This window comes from uncultured Intestinibacter sp., assembly GCF_902468165.1.
Lineage (GTDB): Bacteria > Bacillota > Clostridia > Peptostreptococcales > Peptostreptococcaceae > Intestinibacter.
In genome coordinates, this window is record NZ_CABQXJ010000018.1 from 21120 (window position 1) to 39932 (window position 18813).

The window sequence follows — 18813 nt, forward strand, 5'->3', positions numbered from 1 at the left end:
GTATTTTCTGATATTTAGTTTGAGTATTTTTCCGCTTTACTCAGTTATTTGTACTATTTGCCCATGTACTTATTTAACATATGTGCCTTTATATGTGTTTATATTCCCTAGTTATTTTTTATTTTGTGCTTTTTTATTCCCTATTATTTTTCTCTTATCGAGTCCCAGTTATTATTAGTTATTTACCAAATATTAAAAAAATTTAAAATTTAATTGAGATTGGCCTTATCTCTTTTATTTTTTGTGTTAAAAAAACCCCGTCTCTAAAAATTAGAGACGAGGTTGTATTCTCGCGGTACCACTCTAGTTAGCTTATAAAAAGTTCACTCTGTAACAGTTAAAATTAACTGTCTGCCTTATAACGTAGACTAACGTTTTACCCTAGGTAAACAGCTCCTAGACAAGTTCAGATTCATCCACTGCCAAATCACACCAGCCTTTGGCTCTCTGTAAGCTTCATAAATTCCTACTACTTCTACTCAACGCCTTTGTTTAGTTTTTGTTGTTATTTTGTGTATTTTCTTAACTTAATTAAAATAATATATCATTTACCATTTATTGTCAATAAGTTTTTGTATATTTTCTTCAATTCATTAAATTCCGAAAAATTCTATAATTTGATCTTCCCAATAATTGATTACTAATTCTTTTGGGAAATTAGCTTCTTCAATTATTGCTTCTGCATATTGGAAAACTCCTATATCATAACATATATGAGAGTCTGTTCCCATTATTATTCTTACACCGTATTCTTTACAAAGTTCTAGGTATTTCAGTATATTTTCTCTAGCGCCTTCTCTAGATGTATTTGGTGATAATGATGAATTATTTACTTCTAATAATATATTTTTTTCTTTTGCTTTTTTTACTATAGCTTCATAATCAAGCTCATATCTAGCGTCATCTGGATGACCTATTATTTTTACTTTTTCTTTATCCATAACGTTAAGGATTGCCATTGTATTGTCTTCTTTAGTAGATGGTTCTATACATACTATATGAAGACTAGCTATTAGATAATCAAGACCATCAAGAGCTTTTGAATCTAATTCGTCTATATTTCCATTAACATCAAGTATATTAGCTTCCATACCTCTTAATATTTTAACGCCATCCATTTCTCTTGGAACTACTTTTAGATTGTGAAAAAAGTATTCTGCTGGTCCGCCTGTCATTGTTGAACCATGGTCAGATGTCCCAAGAAATTTCATGCCATGTTTTTTAGCAAATTGTATATTTTCATGTATTGTGCTGTAAGCGTGTCCACTTGCAACAGTATGTGTATGCATATCTATTATTGCTTTCATTATTCTTCCTCTCTATGATATTTAGTATAAAATGATTCAAGCTGCCCCAATACTGAGACAGCTCTTATTTTAATGTTTAATTATTATTTTCCAGCTTTTTTTATAGCGTCGCCAATTGTAGCACCTAAAGATTCTTCAGGTTTCATAAATTGAGTGTAATCTTCTTCTGGCTCTGCATTAACTTCTTTTATAGATATTAACATTCTTTTTTCTTCTGGATGGAAGTTTAATATTTTAGCTTCTATTTCATCACCAGGATTTACTACGCTGCTTACTGTTGGAACTCTTTTTTCGCTTAATTGAGATATTGGTAAATAAGCTTCAACACCTTCTTTTATTTCAACGAAAGCTCCTCTATCTATAGTTCTAACAACTTTACCAGTTATAACATCACCAACAGCAACTTCTTTAGCTATTAATTGCCATGGATCGTTGTTTATATCTTTTACTGCTAAAGCTATTCTATTATTTTCTTTATTTACTTCTAATACATAAACGTCTAATTCTTGTCCTTCAGAAACTACATCTTCAACAGACTCTACTCTTTTCCAAGCTAAGTTGTTTATATGAGCTAATCCTTCTAAACCTTCCCCGATATCTATGAAAGCTCCATAAGGCATTATTTTTGTTACTTTACCATGTATTTTTTGTCCTACTTCAAGAGAATCGAATATGTTTTGTCTAGCTTCTTTAACCCTAGCTCTTTCTGCATCTCTTTCAGCTTTAACTTTAGCTCTTTCTGCGTCTCTTTCTGCTTTTTCTCTTTCTTTTCTTTCTTGTCTTTCTACGTTTATTCTTTCTTGTAATACTTCTCTATGAGATGCAACATATTTGTTTCTGTTTGTGTTGAATTCTATTATATAAACTTCTAAATTTGCACCAACATATTCTTTTGTATCGTTTACAAATTTAGTGTCTATTTGAGATATTGGTATAAATAATTGAATTGATTTGTATTTTGCAAATACACCTCTTGGTATAGCTTTTTCAACATATGCAGTAACTATTTTATGTTCGTTATATGCTGCTTCTACATCTTTTAAGTCTTGTTCTTTATCTGCTAATACTTTTGATAATCTTACAGTACCATCTTTAGGAGATACTTTAGTTATAACAGCAGATACTTTGTCGCCAACTTTATAAACATCAGCAACTTCTTTGTCCTTTTCTATATTTAAATCGTCTGATATGATTACTCCGTCAAATCCACAATCTAAACCAAGTACAACTGCATCATGAGTTACTTTAGTTATAGTTCCTGTTATAAGTTCCCCTACTTTTAATTTGTCTAACTGTTGTTCTTGTTGGTCTAACAGCTCTTGCATTGATAATTCATTAGTCATTTTATAATACATCCTTTCACACGTTTATCTTATTAATCCTATAAGTATTATTATACCATTAATCGTTAAAATACCTACAGTTTTATCACAAAATTTATACATAAATTTTATTTATTTTACAAATAATCGACGTTTTTAATATATTCTTATTTTTTCAATTTCTAAATAAGAAATTCCCTCTTCTAATGATTAATGTATATTTTTTTGCTATATCTTAATATTATACTAAATTTTTTGTAATTTTACATCAATCTAACAAAACTTGGTACGATTTATTTCCTAAATTCTCTAAAAACTGCACATCATACACTAAATCCATATATGAATATGATTTTAAATACTCCATATAATAGAATCGATATTTTAAATATTTTAGATATAAGGATGATAATTATGAATTCAAATAACTATAAAAAGCAACTTAAGAAACAAAAACAAGAATTAGAAAATTTAATTTCTGAAATGGAGGATAACACTCTATTTGGCGATACTACTCACCACACAAGCGAAAGATATAGCTCTGGCGAATTATCTAGTTATGATAACCATCCCGGAGATATTGGAACAGAAGTCTATATGAATGACATGCAAAATAGTCTTACTGACCATCAAAAATACCAACTTGATAAAGTAAACGAAGCATTATCAAAAATAGACGATAATTCATTTGGCTATTGCGAAAGATGTCATCACAAAATAGAACCAGAAAGACTCGATATTCTTCCAGAAACTCAACTATGTGCTCATTGTGCACAACAAACTGAAACTTACTCTAAATACGATAATACTGAGCAATACGACGCAAATAATATAAATATGGACCCTCATTTTTATTCAGAATACGTCACAGATTTAACTGATTTAAATAAAAACGGATCATCTGTAAATGAAAATTGTCCGAGAGATAAGGATGATTTATTTTATAGTAATTAAAAATATGCATAAAATAAGTGTTGTAAATTTTACAACACTTATTTTTATTTGTATTCTTATTTCTATTTAAAACTTATATATAATTTTTCATCTGTAATTTCAACAAATATTAAGTATTCTTATCTACACTAATACACTTTTATAAATTTTATAAAATTCTCTCCTACTTTTATATTTAAACAAAAAAATAGAAGGTGAAAATCACCTTCTTCTTGGTAAATAATTAATACATTTAAATAACTGGGCACTATATGTATATATTTATTGTATATAATTTTTGGCTTTAATGCAACTTTTTTTACCATTTTTAAGATATAATTTTTTATAGTTTCCCTTGATTATGCTACTATTTGTTATAGAAAGGTTATAAAGTTTGAGGTGATTATATGTACGATTTAAGAGATAAATTATTTGAGTTATCTGATGATAAGTTTAAAACATTTCACAGTAGATTATGTCCAAATACGGATAATATAATAGGGGTTCGTCTTCCACTATTAAGACAACTTGCAAAAGAAATTGCAAAGGGAGATTGGAGAAATTTTTTGTCTAACTCTAAAGAAGAATATTATGAAGAAATTTTAATAAATGGATTAGTCATAGCATATGCTAAATGTGATGTAGAAGAAAGATTAAATTATATTGAGAGTTTTGTTCCAAAAATAGATGACTGGGCTATTTGTGATAGCTTTTGTAATACATTGAAATTTGTAAATAAAAATAAAGAAATCATGTGGGAATTTATTCAATCTTATCTTAAATCATACAACGAATTCGAAATAAGATTTGCTGTTGTAATTATTCTAAATTACTACATTACTGAAGATTATATAGATTTAGTATTAAAAACTTTAGACAATATTAAACACGATGGCTATTATGTTAAAATGGCCGTTGCATGGGCTATTTCTATGTGTTTTATCAAATTTGAAGAAAAAACTATGGCTTATCTCAAAGATAATAGCTTAGATGATTTTACATATAATAAATCTCTACAAAAAATCTGTGAATCTCTTCGTATAGATAAAAATACAAAAGAATTGATAAAATCTATGAAGAGATAGGTTTAATCTTAAATAATATAAATTTATAGGGGGTATTTTCTATGAAAAAATATGACGTGATTATTATAGGTGCAGGTCCTTCTGGGATATTCTGCGCTTATAAACTAATAGAAAATAATAAAGATCTAAATATATTAATGATTGAAAAAGGCAGACCTATCGAAAAAAGAAATTGCCCTAAACGTAAAACTAAGAAATGTGTTGGTTGTAAACCATGTTCAATAACTACTGGGTTTGCAGGGGCAGGTGCTTTTTCTGACGGTAAATTATCTTTATCACCAGATGTCGGGGGCAACCTTCCAGAAATATTAGGATATGATAAAGCTATCGAACTTATTAAGGAATCTGATGATATATACTTAAAATTTGGAGCTGATACTAAGGTATATGGAGTTGATAAAGAAAAGGAAATTATAGAAATAAGAAAAAAAGCTATCACTGCTAACTTAAAGTTAATTGAATGTCCTATAAGACATCTCGGCACTGAAGAAGGTTATAAAATTTATTCAAAACTTCAAGACCATCTATTATCATCTGGAATAGATATTATATTTAATACTATGGTTGAAGATATAATCATAGAAGATAATACGGCAAAAGGAGTTGTCTTAGATGATGGGCGTGAATTTTTCGGTGATGAAATCGTAAGCGCAATTGGACGTGAAGGCTCTGAATGGTTCTCAAACATATGTAAAAAACACAATATAGAGACACAAGTAGGTACTGTAGATATTGGTGTTCGTGTTGAAGTTAGGGATGAAGTTATGGAATTTCTAAACAAAAACCTATATGAGGCTAAATTGGTATACTATACGCCTACATTTGACGATAAGGTTAGAACATTTTGTACTAATCCATCAGGTGAAGTCGCTACTGAATATTATGAAGATGGGCTAGCTGTTGTAAATGGTCACGCATATAAATCAAAAGAATTTAAAACTAACAACACAAACTTCGCACTATTAGTATCTAAAAACTTTACTAAACCATTTAAAACACCGATAGAATACGGTAAGCAAATCGCTCAACTTAGCAATATGTTATGTGATGGCAAGATATTAGTCCAAACTTTTGGTGATTTTCAAAGAGGAAGAAGAACTACAGAAAAAAGACTTTGTAGAAATAACTTAATTCCTACACTTAAAGATGCAGTCCCTGGTGATTTATCTTTAGTTATACCTCATAGAATAATGGTCGATATAAAAGAAATGATTTTAGCATTGGATAAAGTTACTCCCGGCATTGCAAGTGATGAAACTCTACTCTATGGAGTTGAGGTCAAATTTTACTCTAATAAAGTAATTGTAAATAAAGATTTTGAAACAAGTGTTAAAAATCTTCGTGCTATGGGAGATGGTGCGTCTGTTACTAGAGGGTTACAACAAGCATCTGCCAATGGACTTAGCGTCGCAAATAGCATACTTTCAAAGTTAAATAAATAGAAATATGGATTTTTTAATATATAGGAAAAATTCACTTCGTTCATAATGCCAACGACTTTGTCTGTTGCTTTAAATAATAAAAAAGATGCATGATAAATATTTATCTCACATGCATCTTTTTAAATTTATAAGTCTTTTAGATAATTGCTTTTAAATTTATTTTTTTATTGTAAATGATGAATCTATTTTTTTATTATTATCAGTTCTATAAGTATTTATTGTAAATGTTTTATTTGTGACATCTATTATTGAATACGTTGGCACACTTTCCTGCCATCTTGATGCTATATAGGCTTCTTGTTTTTCTGATAAATTATAATACTTACTTCCTGTAGATGAATCAGCAGTAAGATATAAAACTCCTTTAGGCTTTTTAACTACCATAAATGATTTATTTGTTACTGCATAATCGTTTTCTATAGACCTCATATAATTTTCATATTGTTCATTTTTTTCTTTTTCTCCATTTGTATATTTTTCATAGTCTTTTTCAGTAATCATAGATGATTCATCCAGCTTTGCACCTTTTAATATATATGATCTTGAATATATGTGGTCATGCCCTGTTAATACAACATCTATATTATTTGCTTCTAATATTGGTACGATTTTATATCTCATTCTAGTTAATTTAGGTGAGCTAGAATGTTCTCCAGAGCCATATATATCGTGGTGCATTGATACTACTCTCCATGTGGCATCTTCGTTTAGTTTTATTGCATTTTCTATAAATTCTTTGTGCTCAGAAAATTTTTTACTATTGCTATTTAATATTATAAATAAAGTATTTCCATATCTATAATAATAATCACTGCCTGCTGTTGTCTGTCCTAGTCCGCTTTGGTTTGGAGTATTAAAGTGGTATGAATAGTTACCACTTGGTGAATCATGATTTCCAATCGTAGTTGCTACAGGCATTGATTTTAATAGTGATGGGCTTAAATACCCTGAATATTCAATTTCATTTTTATTGTATAAAGCATTAGATTTACCTTTATCTCTCGATTGTATTTGGTCTCCTGATGATATTATAAAACTTATGTTACAATCTCTTTTTATAATGCTTTCGATAGTATTATTCCAGTTAAAGCTGTCGTTTCTAACTGCTCTATCCTGGATTTCATCTTCGCTCAAATCCTTTGGCATACATCTCCATGATGCACCTATTTGTGGATCTCCAACAAAAGCAAAACTATATCTCTTGGAGTTTTTAGTTTGGTATAGTGTTGGTTTTGTCCATTTCCCATTGATTGTATAGCTATAATAATATCTAGTATTTGGTTTTAAATCTGTTGCTGTTGCTTTATTGCTTTTGAATCCTTCTGTTGCATTTGTTGTTGTGACTTGTAATGCTGTAGAATTTTTCATTTCTGGATTATCACTTATTTTCAAGTTCGGCTTTATTTCACATGTTTTTGAATACCATGCAAAATTCAGTTGTGTTTCATCACTACCTGGTGATAATGACATTTGTGTTGGAGAGTTTTTTATTTTTTCCCATTTGTCACACCATTCACTCCACTTTTCACTCTGGCCTTGTGATGTTTTTGTCGCATCTGTCCAGCTATTATTGTCTACAGCAAATACATTTGTAGATGATGTAATTATCATAACTGCAATAATTATTGATATAAGATAATTTCTTCTTTTCATATTTATGACTCACCCTTTTCAGTTGTAATATTATCAATATATACTACTTTGTTATGATGTAATTAAGTATAAATCCAAGTTATAAAGTATTCAACAAACTTAAGATAGATTTAAAATGTACTTAATTAACTTAACATTCTCTTAATATTTCTAATAAACTTCAATTATAGTATTTTATTCAAGTCGAATTTTTATTCATATAGCTATTTATTTTGTATCAAAAAAATAGTGTTAGATATTATGTTCTAACACTATTTATTCTAAATCTCTATTGTTTTTTTCTTATATTTCTAGTTGCTACAATATCCACACCTGTTCCAGCAATATTTGATACCAATACATCACCTATTTTTATAGGCGCTTCAACTTCTACATCTTTAAGCGCTTTTATACAGTCGTGTATTTTTGCTTTTGGAATATCTTCTTTAGTTTTAACCGAAACTACTGCTATATTTCCATTTTTAACTCTTACAATAGAAGTAACTATTCTTGTTGGATTTGTTACTTCTTTTACTGCGTATTCTTTTCCCTTTTTACAAGTGTTTCCTTTTACTTCAACAACTTCTGAACCATCCATATCAACAGTTAAATTGCAGCCTAAAGGGCATCCTATACAAATCAATTCGATTTTATTACTCACTTCTACAGCTCCCATAATTAAGCCTCCTCAATTCTTATAGTTATATCATCTAAATTTGTAAAGTTTTCAAGTTCTTCTTTTTTAAGAACAACTTGTTCCATCTCTCCTGGTGCCATAACTCTACGTTTTTTGTGCCCAACTCTTTCATCATTAAAGTAAGTTGATATATAGGCATTTTTAAATACATTCCCTACTCTAAAACGTACAGTTAATTCATCATCCATATTCTCTACGTTTATAGTTTTTGGAACTGTGTATCTAACTCCATCAACTGCTTTTATCTCTATTGTTTTTTTAGATTCTTTCTTTCCTTGAAGTATATATTTAGCTGCATTTTTACCTGCTGTTGCTGCCTCTTGTGAAACAAAGTCAACTAAATCATGAACATGTAACACATTACCACAAGCAAACACACCATCAACACTAGCTTCTAAGCTTTCATTTACACATGGTCCATTTGTTATAGGGTTTATTTCTACTCCCATTTCACGAGATAGTTCATTTTCTGGTATAAGTCCACAAGATAATAATAATGTATCACAAGAATAGAATTCTTCTGTTCCTTCAACTGGTTTTCCATCTTTAACTTCTGCAATAGTTATTCCTTCTACTCTTTCTCTACCTTTTATATCTACTACTGTATGGCTTAATTTTAGAGGAATATCATTGTCATCTAGGCATTGTACGATATTTCTCTTTAATCCACCTGAATAAGGCATAAGTTCTGCAACTACTTTAACATCTGCTCCTTCTAATGTCATTCTTCTAGCCATTATTAGTCCTATATCCCCAGAACCTAGTATTACTACTTCTCGTCCTGGAAGAAATCCTTCGATATTTACTAATCTTTGTGCTGTTCCTGCTGAATAAATCCCTGCTGGTCTGTATCCAGGTATGTTTAATGCACCTCTTGGTCTTTCTCTACATCCCATTGCAAGAATTACTGATTTTGCATCTATTGTAAATAATCCTTCTTCTCTATTCATTGCTGTTACTGTTTTATTGCTATCTATATCCATAACCATAGTGTTTAATTTATACTCTATGTTTAGTTCTTTCGCTCTTTGAATAAATCTATCTGCATATTCTGGTCCTGTTAGTTCTTCTTTAAAAGTATGAAGTCCAAAACCATTGTGAATACATTGATTTAATATTCCCCCTAATTCGTTATCTCTTTCTAATATTAATATTGAATCTATTTTATTTTCTTTTGCTGCTATTGCTGCTGCAAGCCCTGCTGGTCCTCCGCCAACTACTACAAGATCATAATTTTTCATCCTCATTCACCCCTTATATTGAATCTTTAACTAAACCAAGTACCATATTTGACTCTCCACCGGCCTTTGTTATATCAAACATAGAAATACTCAACTCTCTTTCTAATATTTCCATAGTCTTTGGTGAACAGAATCCTGCTTGGCAACGTCCCATCCCTGCTCTAGTTCTTCTTTTTACTCCGTCTAATGATTTTGCACCTAAAGGTCTACGTATTGCATCTATAATTTCACCTTCTGTAATCATTTCACATCTACAAATTATATTTCCATATGCAGGTTGTTCTTTTATTAATTGGTTTCTTTCTTCTAAACTCAATGTATTTGGGTCAAGTATTCCTTTTCTAGTTCCTATAAAATTAGGGTTTTCTTCTAAGTTTAATTTTTCTTTTAATATATCTGCTACCATTTTTCCTATTGCTGGAGAACTTGTTAATCCTGGTGATTCTATTCCAGCACAATCTATAAATCCTTTTGCATCCTCAAGCTCTTTTATTATAAATTCGTGGTTATCTTCATGAGCTCTAAGCCCTGAGAATGATGTTATTACTTGTCGCATAGGAATATTTTTAACATTCATTGATGATTTTCCTATAACTGTATCTAATCCCTCTCTAGTTGTATTAACTCCTTCCTTATCATCTATATCAGTTGATGTAGGCCCTACTATTAAGTTTCCATGAGCTGTTGGAGAAACTAATACACCTTTTCCCATTTTTCCTGGAAGTGCGAATATTGTTCTTGAAACATGATTTCCTGCAGTCTTATCTAATAAGCAATATTCACCTTTTCTTGCTGTTATATTTATTTTATTTTGGCTTACCATGTTGTGGAACTTGTCTGCATAAACTCCTGCTGCATTAACTATATATTTTGTTTTTATATCCCCTTGATTTGTTTTAATTATAAATCCACCATCTATCTTTTCTATATCCTGAGCTTCTGTATTAAATCTAAATTCTATACCGTTTGTATTTGCATTTTCTGCAAGTGCTATATTAAGACCAAAAGGACATACAATACCACCAGTAGGAGCATACAATGCAGCGTAAACATCGTCTGTTATATTAGGTTCCAATTCTAAAACTTCTTCTTTATTTAATATTTTTAATTCTTTAACTCCATTTCTTATCCCTCTGTCATATAACTCTTTTAACTTTGGCATATCTTCTTCTGATAGGCAAATTACTAAAGATCCATTCTTTTTAAACGGAAAATCTAATTCTTTAGATAACTCCTCCATCATTAAATTTCCTTCTACATTTAGTTTTGCCATTAATGAACCTTCTGGAGCATCGAATCCAGCATGAACAATCCCACTATTTGCTTTTGATGTTCCTGAACACACATCTTCTGTTTTTTCTATAACACAAGCATTTACTTTATATCTTGATAATTCTCTTGCTGATGCACTCCCTGAAACACCAGCTCCTATTATTACTACATCATACATATAATCCATTCTCCTTTTTAAATATTAATTTTCGTATGTATTAAAAAAGCCAAGAAAATTAAAACCTACGTTAATAGGCTTTTAATTTCCTTGACTTTATCTCTATTCTCTAGTCTTAATATTTAATTTTACATTTGAATACGTTTTCTTTATTCTTATAAACTAGATGAGCAACTTTTGTATAAGCTACAAAAGTTCCTCACTTATATAATACTTTAAATTAATTTTTATTACAACATAATTGTAATATTTTTCCACGATATCTTTTTAACAGTGTTATTCTACCATGGAATTGCTCCATATACTAATACAGCTATGATAGCACCAACTATTGGTCCTAATAATGGAACTATTGCATATCCCCAACCAGAGTCGCATTTACCTTCGATTGGTAATAATGCATGTGCAAGTCTTGGTCCGATATCACGAGCTGGGTTGATAGCATATCCTGTTAAACCACCTAATGACATACCTACTGAAACGATTATACCAAATACAAATATGTTCCCTAGTCCTATATCTCCTGCTCCTGCTACATTACTGATACCTTTAATTGCAAATACTAAAATAAAAGTCCCTATAATTTCGCTTAAGAAGTTTAAAGGTTTGTCTTCTATTGATGGTGCTGTACAGAATACCCCTCTTTTTGTTGGGCCGTCTTCTGTTGCATCAAATTGACCTTTAAATAATACATATACTAAGCAAGCACCTAAAAATGCTCCTGCAAATTGAGCAATTATATATCCTGGAACTACTGACCAAGAAATTGTGCCATCTAAAGCTAGTGCTATTGTTAATGCTGGATTAAAGTGAGCGCCTGATGCTGCACCAAAAATATATGCGGGAATCATAACTGCAAGCCCCCAACCTAATGTTATTTGGATAGGTCCTGCACCTTTCATACCTGATTTATTTAGGTTTACATTGGCAACAACTCCACACCCTAAAATTATAAGAATCATAGTACCTAAAAATTCTGCTATATATGCTAACATAACATATTCCCCCTTCTTATTTTAACTCATATTATTTAATTTTAATTCTTATCATTGGTATTTTTCAAATTTCGTAAGTATTTCTATGCTTCTGAAGTTGCTTCTTCATCTTCTTTAGCCCATCCAAATGAGCATTTAACTGCTTTGTTCCATCCTTTGATTTTTTCTTCTCTATCTTCTCCATCCATAGCTGGAGTAAACACTTTATCTATTGCCCAGTTTTTAATTACGTCTTCTTTACTACCCCAGTATCCTACTGCTAAACCTGCTAAATATGCAGCACCCATAGCTGTAGTTTCTACACAACAAGGTCTTTTAACTGGTGCATTTATTATATCTGATTGGAATTGCATTAAGAAATCATTGGCACTAGCACCACCATCTACTTTAAGTGCAGCTAAGTCAATTCCTGAGTCAGCTTTCATAGCTTGTAATACATCATTTACTTGATAAGCTAATGATTCTAATGTAGCTCTTATTATATGGTATTTGTTAACTCCACGAGTTAAACCTACTATTGTTCCTCTTGCATATTGATCCCAATGAGGCGCACCTAAACCTGTAAATGCAGGTACTACGTAGCAACCATTAGTATCTTTAACTTTTTTAGCCATATATTCTGAATCTGGAGCAGAATCTATTATTCTAAGTTCATCTCTTAACCATTGTATAGATGCCCCTGCAACGAATATAGAACCTTCTAAAGCATAATTAACTTTTCCATCTAAGCCCCATGCTATAGTTGTTACTAATCCATTTTTAGAATAAACTGGAGTTTCTCCTGTATTCATCAACATAAAGCATCCAGTTCCATATGTATTTTTCGCTTCACCTGGATTAAAGCAAGTTTGACCGAATAATGCTGCTTGTTGGTCTCCTGCTGCCCCTGCAATAGGTATTTCTTTACCAAAGAATGACGCATCGCTATATCCATATATACAGCTTGATGGTTTTGGTTCTGGTAACATGCATTCTGGTATGTTTAATTCTTCTAATATTTCTTTATCCCAAGTTAGATCTTTTATGTTAAATAATAATGTACGAGATGCATTAGAGTAATCTGTTACATGAGATTTACCTTTAGTTAATTTCCATATTAACCAAGTTTCAACAGTACCAAATAATAATTCTCCTTTTTCAGCTCTTTCTCTTACACCTTCAATATTATCTAGTATCCATTTTAATTTTGTTCCTGAGAAATATGCATCTATTATAAGACCTGTTTTTTCTCTAAATTTATCTGTTAATCCTTTATCTTTTAAAGTATCACAGTATTCTGAAGTTCTTCTACACTGCCAAACTATTGCGTGATATACTGGTTCTCCTGTATTTTTGTCCCAAACTACAGTTGTTTCCCTTTGATTTGTTATACCTATAGCTGCTATATCATCTGCACCTATTCCCAATTTAGCCATAGCTTCAACAGCTACACCTAATTGAGATGACCATATTTCATTTGCATCATGTTCAACCCAACCTGGTTTTGGAAAGTATTGAGTAAATTCTTTTTGTGCTACACTGCACATTTCTCCTTTTTCATTAAAAATAATACATCTGTTACTAGTTGTACCTGCATCAAGCGCCATTACATATTTAGACATATTCAAAATCCTCCTTCTAAACCTTATACATTATAAATAAAAATATATATAATTATATAGACTAGTTGTACTTAAATAGTCATATATAATATCCCTAAATTAATGTCTGTCCTCATACCTTTGTGCCTCTTTGATATTCTACTACATTTTCCAAGTGTCCTGATTTGTTGAAGATACACATACAGCTCCTGATGAAAGTGCATCCATTATATCTTCTTTGTCTGTGATTAATCCCCCAGCAATAAGTGGACATTTTATTTGTTTTGAAATTCTTTTTATTATTTTTGGCATTACTCCTGGCAAAATTTCTATTATATCTGGATTTACGTTGTTTTGTGATTTAAAAACGTTTTCCAAAGCCATAGAATCGATTAAGAAAAATCTTAAAACTGTGTATAATGATAATTCTTTTGCCCTTTTAATTAAATTAGGCTTCGTAGTTATTATTCCATCTGCTTTAGTGTTTTTCTTTATAAAATCAACAGATATATCTTTTGCACTTAACCCCACAATTAAATCAATATGTACCATTGCAACTTTATTATTTTCTTTAATTTCGTCTACTATTTGTGCTATATTACAGACGTCACCAAATAAAATAAATATGATTCTTATTGAATCTATTTTTACAGCCTTATGTAATCCATCCATATCTTTTACTGCTGCTATTATTGGATTGCTTTCTATTTCATTATAAAATCTAATATCCATTTAAAACTCCCTCTGTATACTACTTATTTCTTAATTTAGATACTAATTAGTATTACTAAAATACCCCTAAATTCATATGTCAATAAAAAGAGCAATACTAAGTAAAGACAGGTCTGCCTTTTTTAATATCGCTCTCAACATCTCACATGTAATATTTACCATTTATACTTAGATAGTATCACATCAATTTGCATGACACAACATTTGATATTTTTTTAACGCCACTTTTTTTGATAAATATATTTTTAATAGTTTTTAGTATACAAAGTCAACCGTTATAGTGTTTTTTTATCCATTATACTTACTTTTTAGAAGTTCTATTTCTCTAGCATATCCATCTAGTTCATTAGGTGTTTCTAATAAAAATGGTAGATGTTTTAATGCATCGTGATTTATAATTCTAACTATAGCATCAAGCCCAATTTGACCTTCACCAATTCTAGCATGTCTATCTTTATGACTACCACAAGAATTTAAACTATCATTTAGATGTATTGCTTTTAATCTATCTAATCCTATAAGATTATCAAATCTTTCTAGTACTCCATCTAAGTCATTTACTATATCATATCCTGCATCAAATACATGGCATGTATCCAAGCATACACCTAGTTTTTCATCTAATTCTACTCCATCTATTATAGCTTTTAATTCTTCAAAATTACGCCCTACTTCCGTTCCTTTTCCTGACATAGTTTCAAGAAGAACTGTTGTTGTTTGTTCTTTTGTAAGTGCTTGATTTAACATATCTGTTATATATTTTATACCTACATCTGCTCCTTGTTTAACATGACTTCCTGGGTGGAAATTATATAAGTTGTTTGGAGTTAGTTCTAATCTTTTTAAATCATCTATAAATGTATTTACTGCAAACTCCCTTTTACTTTCATCCGCTGCACAAGCATTTAAAGTATATGGCGCATGTGCTAATAATTGAACAAAATTATTTTCTTTTGCTAAATTTAAAAATTTATTTATATCATTTTGATCTAATTGTTTTGCTTTTCCTCCTCTTGGATTTCTTGTAAAAAATTGAAACGTATTTGCATCTATTGTTAGGGCTTCTTTTCCCATATTTTCAAATCCTTTTGAGACTGATAAATGACATCCTATATTTAACATAAATTTAATTTCAATAGATTTTTGTTAATTTTACAACAATCCATTGATATCCTCCTCTACTATTTATATATATCTTATTTAATTTAATATTTTTATTAAAATTTGATTTCTTTTACTTATTAACTTTATTTTTTTGTACTGATATACCTTCTAGATCTAAAAGCCTTTCCTTTAAATCTAATCCACCTGCATATCCTACTAATTTTTTATTTGCTCCTATAACTCTGTGACATGGAATTATTATAGGAATTGGATTTTTATTATTAGCCATACCTACAGCTCTACATGCCTTTTCATTTCCAATAGAAATGGCTATATCTTTATAAGACCTAGTTTCGCCATAAGGTATTTCAGTTAATGCCTTCCATACTTTTATCTGAAACTCTGTCCCATTTGGATGAAGGGGCAAATCAAATACCTTTCTTTGACCATCTAGATATTCTCTTATTTGAGTGTAAGCCAGTTTGGTTAAATCACTTTCTTCTATAATTACGTCGTCTCTAGATATATTTTCTGATTCAAAATATAAATTTGTTATATTTTGGCTATTATCTCTTATACCTAGTCTTCCTAACTCCGTATCATAAAAAAATAATTTATCCATTCAAATCCCTCCTCTTTATTCTACCCATTATTTCTTAAATTGTAACAAAATTATTGTCCTGTGTTCATTTTCTATATTTATTTATTATATATTTTGATACAAAATAAATCACCACATAATATTTTTACAAAACAAAAATTCGCTTCACTCATATCGCCAACGAATCAGAGATTCCGTTGATTTAGTTGATAGGTTGGAAATTATATATTTTCCACAAACCAAATAATATATAATTTCCTTAAAAATAAAAAAGCAACTACTAAGTTGCTTTTTATTTATAAATATCTTTCCTTAACAAATCCTATACTTGTTCACTATTTTCATTTTCTTGTTTCAACAACGGATTATAATATCTTCCCTTTTTCCTTGTACCTTTTCCATATTGTATTGCTTCTTGAGGACATCTACAGATACACGCCATACACTTTGTGCAGTGTTGTGACCACATTGGTCTTCCTTTATACAATTCTATATTTTTATATGGGCAAACTTTAACACAAAGGCCACATGAGTTACATTTGCTATCAACATTAAACTTTGATGTTCCCATACAGCAAATATAAAATAATCTTTTTACTATATATGTTTTAAAATAATCCATTATGGTGTATTTATCTTTATCAAATGCATGCAGTTGTCTATCTTTAATCTGTTCATTTATCCTAACTATGCTTTTTTGAGCTTCTTCTAATTTTCTATTTCTTAAAAGAGTTGAATCCAAATCAAACATAGTTATAAAATTCTCTGGCATTTTTATAAATGTTGTATAGTATATTTCCATCTTTTTATCTTTAAACATATTATCTAAGTACTTTGACATACATCCTGTATCAGTACCACAAGTATATACAGAAAATAGGTAATGTTGTCTATATCCATTAAATTTTACTTTTTTTATAAAATTTTCAACTATTTGGGGTGGTGCCCATGAATATGTGGGAAATACAAATCCTATTTTTTCTTTTCTTCCTAAATCGTAAACATATTCTTCTTGATTTTTTTGCATTTCTCTAGCTATATCTATCAACATCTCATTTTGATATTTACCTAATTCTTTAGCTACCCATAAAGAATTTCCGGTCCCCGAGTAATAAAATATCATATGTCTATTCCCCCTAACCTGTAAAGTATCCTCTACTCCTATAAGTGAAACTTCTCTATTCATTGTTCTAAAATTTTTAAACTATAATTTTATATAATATAATTGCCTAAATTTATTATAGCATATATACTTTTTTTCTCTCCTAATAATAATTATCATTTATTAGGATTAATTTAACATAAATTTAATAATCCCTTTTATTTTATTATAATAGAATTAATTAATTTTGATGTATAATAAATATAATCGATTATGTAATTAATTGAAAGGAGGCTCATTTGTCAAATATATTAAATTTAGATAAAATCCTACTTCTCTTTTGTGGAGAAGACATATTTACTGATTTAAATAATGATAATTACAATCAAACAGTTGATGTTAGATCCTCCGAAGAATTTAATTCTACAACTTTACTACAACATAATGTTCCTGTAATAAATATAGCACAACATCAACTACTACATAAACATCTATATCTAGCTGGAATTATCGTTTTTTATGGACTCTTTAAAAATAGGCAGTTTATAAAAAGAAAATTACTAGAGATATCTAATAATAAAAAATTAAGAATATTAATTGGATGTTCACAAGGTAGGTTACGCAGTCCTGCTGTTTGGTTGTATGCTAGATTTTTAGGAATTGATGCAAAAATTTTGCAATATGGAATTAAGCATTACGTTGAATAATATATTTTCATAAAAAAAATCTCAGGGGACTAGGAATCCTGAGATTTTTTTGGTTATACCCTAATGACTTTCTATAACCATTTTTTTACTATATATATTATAGCCTAAATTTATGAATTTTTATAGTAATATTTTGATATTACCTATATCAATATTTGGTTATTATCTTTTATAAAATAATATTCTTAAATAAATATCCTTTTGATGTTAAACTTTATATGTAATATGTTTATTGATGTTTCATTATACAATTTTTATTTTTACAAACTCTACAAACACCTGTACATTCGTCTACTAAATCTAGAGATTGTTCAAAAGCAAATTTGCTATTGTTTTTATTTCTTATTATAGGAATATCTTGTTTTTTAGCTTGAGTTTCTACTGATGCCATTAGTTTATGTGACACTGTTGAAGTAAATATAACTATTGCATCTGGACTTCCAATCGACCTCTTAACTTTTGACGACATATTTAAAACTACCTTAGCTTTATATCCCCTATTTTTCGCTAACTGTATATAGTCTCTTTTCATTCTTTCATTTCCACCAACTACTACTAAACTCATATTCGTTCCAACCCCTTTTATTTATTCTCGTTATCATTATGATAATTTAATTCTAGTTTATTTATTTCTATTTGTCAAACAAATGATATTGATTATCATTATAATATAATATTATATTATAATACCTTTTACAAAAAGTCAACCATAATTGATAATATTTATCAATTACACCTTAACTTCTATTATCTTGAAAGTAATTGAAATCAAAAAATCCACTTCGTTCATAGCGCCAACGAATCAAAGATTCCGTTGCTTAAAATTCACTTCGCTCATGGCGCCAACGAATCAAAGATTCCGTTGCTTAAGTTAATAGGTTGG

Annotated in this window: 17 protein-coding genes and 1 other annotated feature; of the genes, 4 read left to right on the top strand and 13 right to left on the bottom strand. The window is 29.6% G+C overall.

All coding sequences use genetic code 11. From position 1 onward, the window contains the following. Positions 1-269: 269 nt before the first annotated feature. Positions 270-492: a binding site (T-box leader), on the bottom strand. A gap of 101 nt (positions 493-593) precedes the next feature. Together RDX53_RS05125 and RDX53_RS05130 are read right to left on the bottom strand one after the other, a co-directional pair. After that, entirely contained in the window at positions 594-1307 is a 714-nt protein-coding gene (locus tag RDX53_RS05125) for a phosphatase (protein ID WP_195929006.1), read from the bottom strand. An 83-nt stretch (positions 1308-1390) separates the two neighbouring features. Further along, positions 1391-2650, bottom strand: coding sequence for a 30S ribosomal protein S1 (locus RDX53_RS05130; RefSeq protein WP_295676309.1), 1260 nt, complete (start codon positions 2648-2650; stop codon positions 1391-1393). A gap of 393 nt (positions 2651-3043) precedes the next feature. On the opposite strand from RDX53_RS05130, the gene RDX53_RS05135 reads away from it, so the two are divergent. The 3 genes from RDX53_RS05135 to RDX53_RS05145 all read left to right on the top strand — a co-directional run bounded on the left by RDX53_RS05135 (position 3044) and on the right by RDX53_RS05145 (position 6089). Further along, positions 3044-3583, top strand: a complete 540-nt coding sequence (locus RDX53_RS05135) for a TraR/DksA C4-type zinc finger protein (RefSeq protein WP_295676311.1) — start codon at positions 3044-3046, stop codon at positions 3581-3583. A gap of 386 nt (positions 3584-3969) precedes the next feature. Beyond that, positions 3970-4647 (top strand): DNA alkylation repair protein, encoded by a 678-nt coding sequence (locus RDX53_RS05140; protein ID WP_295676313.1) that lies wholly within the window; start codon positions 3970-3972, stop codon positions 4645-4647. 41 nt (positions 4648-4688) lie between these two features. Continuing rightward, positions 4689-6089: an NAD(P)/FAD-dependent oxidoreductase gene (locus RDX53_RS05145; RefSeq protein WP_295676315.1), complete on the top strand. Its 1401-nt coding sequence runs from the start codon at positions 4689-4691 to the stop codon at positions 6087-6089. A gap of 156 nt (positions 6090-6245) precedes the next feature. On the opposite strand, the gene RDX53_RS05150 is transcribed toward RDX53_RS05145, so the two are convergent. From RDX53_RS05150 to RDX53_RS05195, 10 genes are all read right to left on the bottom strand, one after another. Next, positions 6246-7742, bottom strand: a complete 1497-nt coding sequence (locus RDX53_RS05150; protein ID WP_307993780.1) for a metallophosphoesterase family protein — start codon at positions 7740-7742, stop codon at positions 6246-6248. Between the two features lie 268 nt (positions 7743-8010). Then, on the bottom strand, positions 8011-8397 hold the full coding sequence (locus RDX53_RS05155; protein WP_295573097.1) for a DUF1667 domain-containing protein: 387 nt from the start codon (positions 8395-8397) through the stop codon (positions 8011-8013). 2 nt (positions 8398-8399) lie between these two features. Next, entirely contained in the window at positions 8400-9659 is a 1260-nt protein-coding gene (locus tag RDX53_RS05160) for an NAD(P)/FAD-dependent oxidoreductase (protein ID WP_295676320.1), read from the bottom strand. 13 nt (positions 9660-9672) lie between these two features. Continuing rightward, positions 9673-11109, bottom strand: coding sequence for an NAD(P)/FAD-dependent oxidoreductase (locus RDX53_RS05165; protein ID WP_295676322.1), 1437 nt, complete (start codon positions 11107-11109; stop codon positions 9673-9675). Between the two features lie 281 nt (positions 11110-11390). Further along, on the bottom strand, positions 11391-12104 hold the full coding sequence (locus tag RDX53_RS05170) for an MIP/aquaporin family protein (RefSeq protein WP_195928982.1): 714 nt from the start codon (positions 12102-12104) through the stop codon (positions 11391-11393). Positions 12105-12187: 83 nt separating this feature from the next. Beyond that, a complete protein-coding gene (gene glpK, locus RDX53_RS05175; protein ID WP_307993781.1) occupies positions 12188-13705 on the bottom strand; it encodes a glycerol kinase GlpK in 1518 nt (505 codons plus the stop codon). A 141-nt stretch (positions 13706-13846) separates the two neighbouring features. Then, positions 13847-14416 carry a glycerol-3-phosphate responsive antiterminator gene (locus tag RDX53_RS05180; RefSeq protein ID WP_195928978.1) on the bottom strand — a complete coding sequence of 190 codons (570 nt, stop codon included), beginning with the start codon at positions 14414-14416 and terminating at the stop codon, positions 13847-13849. 288 nt (positions 14417-14704) lie between these two features. Continuing rightward, entirely contained in the window at positions 14705-15538 is an 834-nt protein-coding gene (locus tag RDX53_RS05185) for a deoxyribonuclease IV (RefSeq protein WP_195928976.1), read from the bottom strand. A gap of 112 nt (positions 15539-15650) precedes the next feature. Beyond that, positions 15651-16142: a methylated-DNA--[protein]-cysteine S-methyltransferase gene (locus RDX53_RS05190; RefSeq protein ID WP_195928974.1), complete on the bottom strand. Its 492-nt coding sequence runs from the start codon at positions 16140-16142 to the stop codon at positions 15651-15653. Between the two features lie 301 nt (positions 16143-16443). After that, positions 16444-17244, bottom strand: coding sequence for an EFR1 family ferrodoxin (locus RDX53_RS05195; protein WP_195928972.1), 801 nt, complete (start codon positions 17242-17244; stop codon positions 16444-16446). Positions 17245-17522: 278 nt separating this feature from the next. On the opposite strand from RDX53_RS05195, the gene RDX53_RS05200 reads away from it, so the two are divergent. Beyond that, on the top strand, positions 17523-17930 hold the full coding sequence (locus tag RDX53_RS05200) for a hypothetical protein (protein ID WP_195928970.1): 408 nt from the start codon (positions 17523-17525) through the stop codon (positions 17928-17930). Between the two features lie 229 nt (positions 17931-18159). Here RDX53_RS05200 and RDX53_RS05205 read toward each other — a convergent pair whose 3' ends face one another. Further along, positions 18160-18495 carry a DUF2325 domain-containing protein gene (locus tag RDX53_RS05205; RefSeq protein WP_195928968.1) on the bottom strand — a complete coding sequence of 112 codons (336 nt, stop codon included), beginning with the start codon at positions 18493-18495 and terminating at the stop codon, positions 18160-18162. Positions 18496-18813 lie beyond the last annotated feature (318 nt).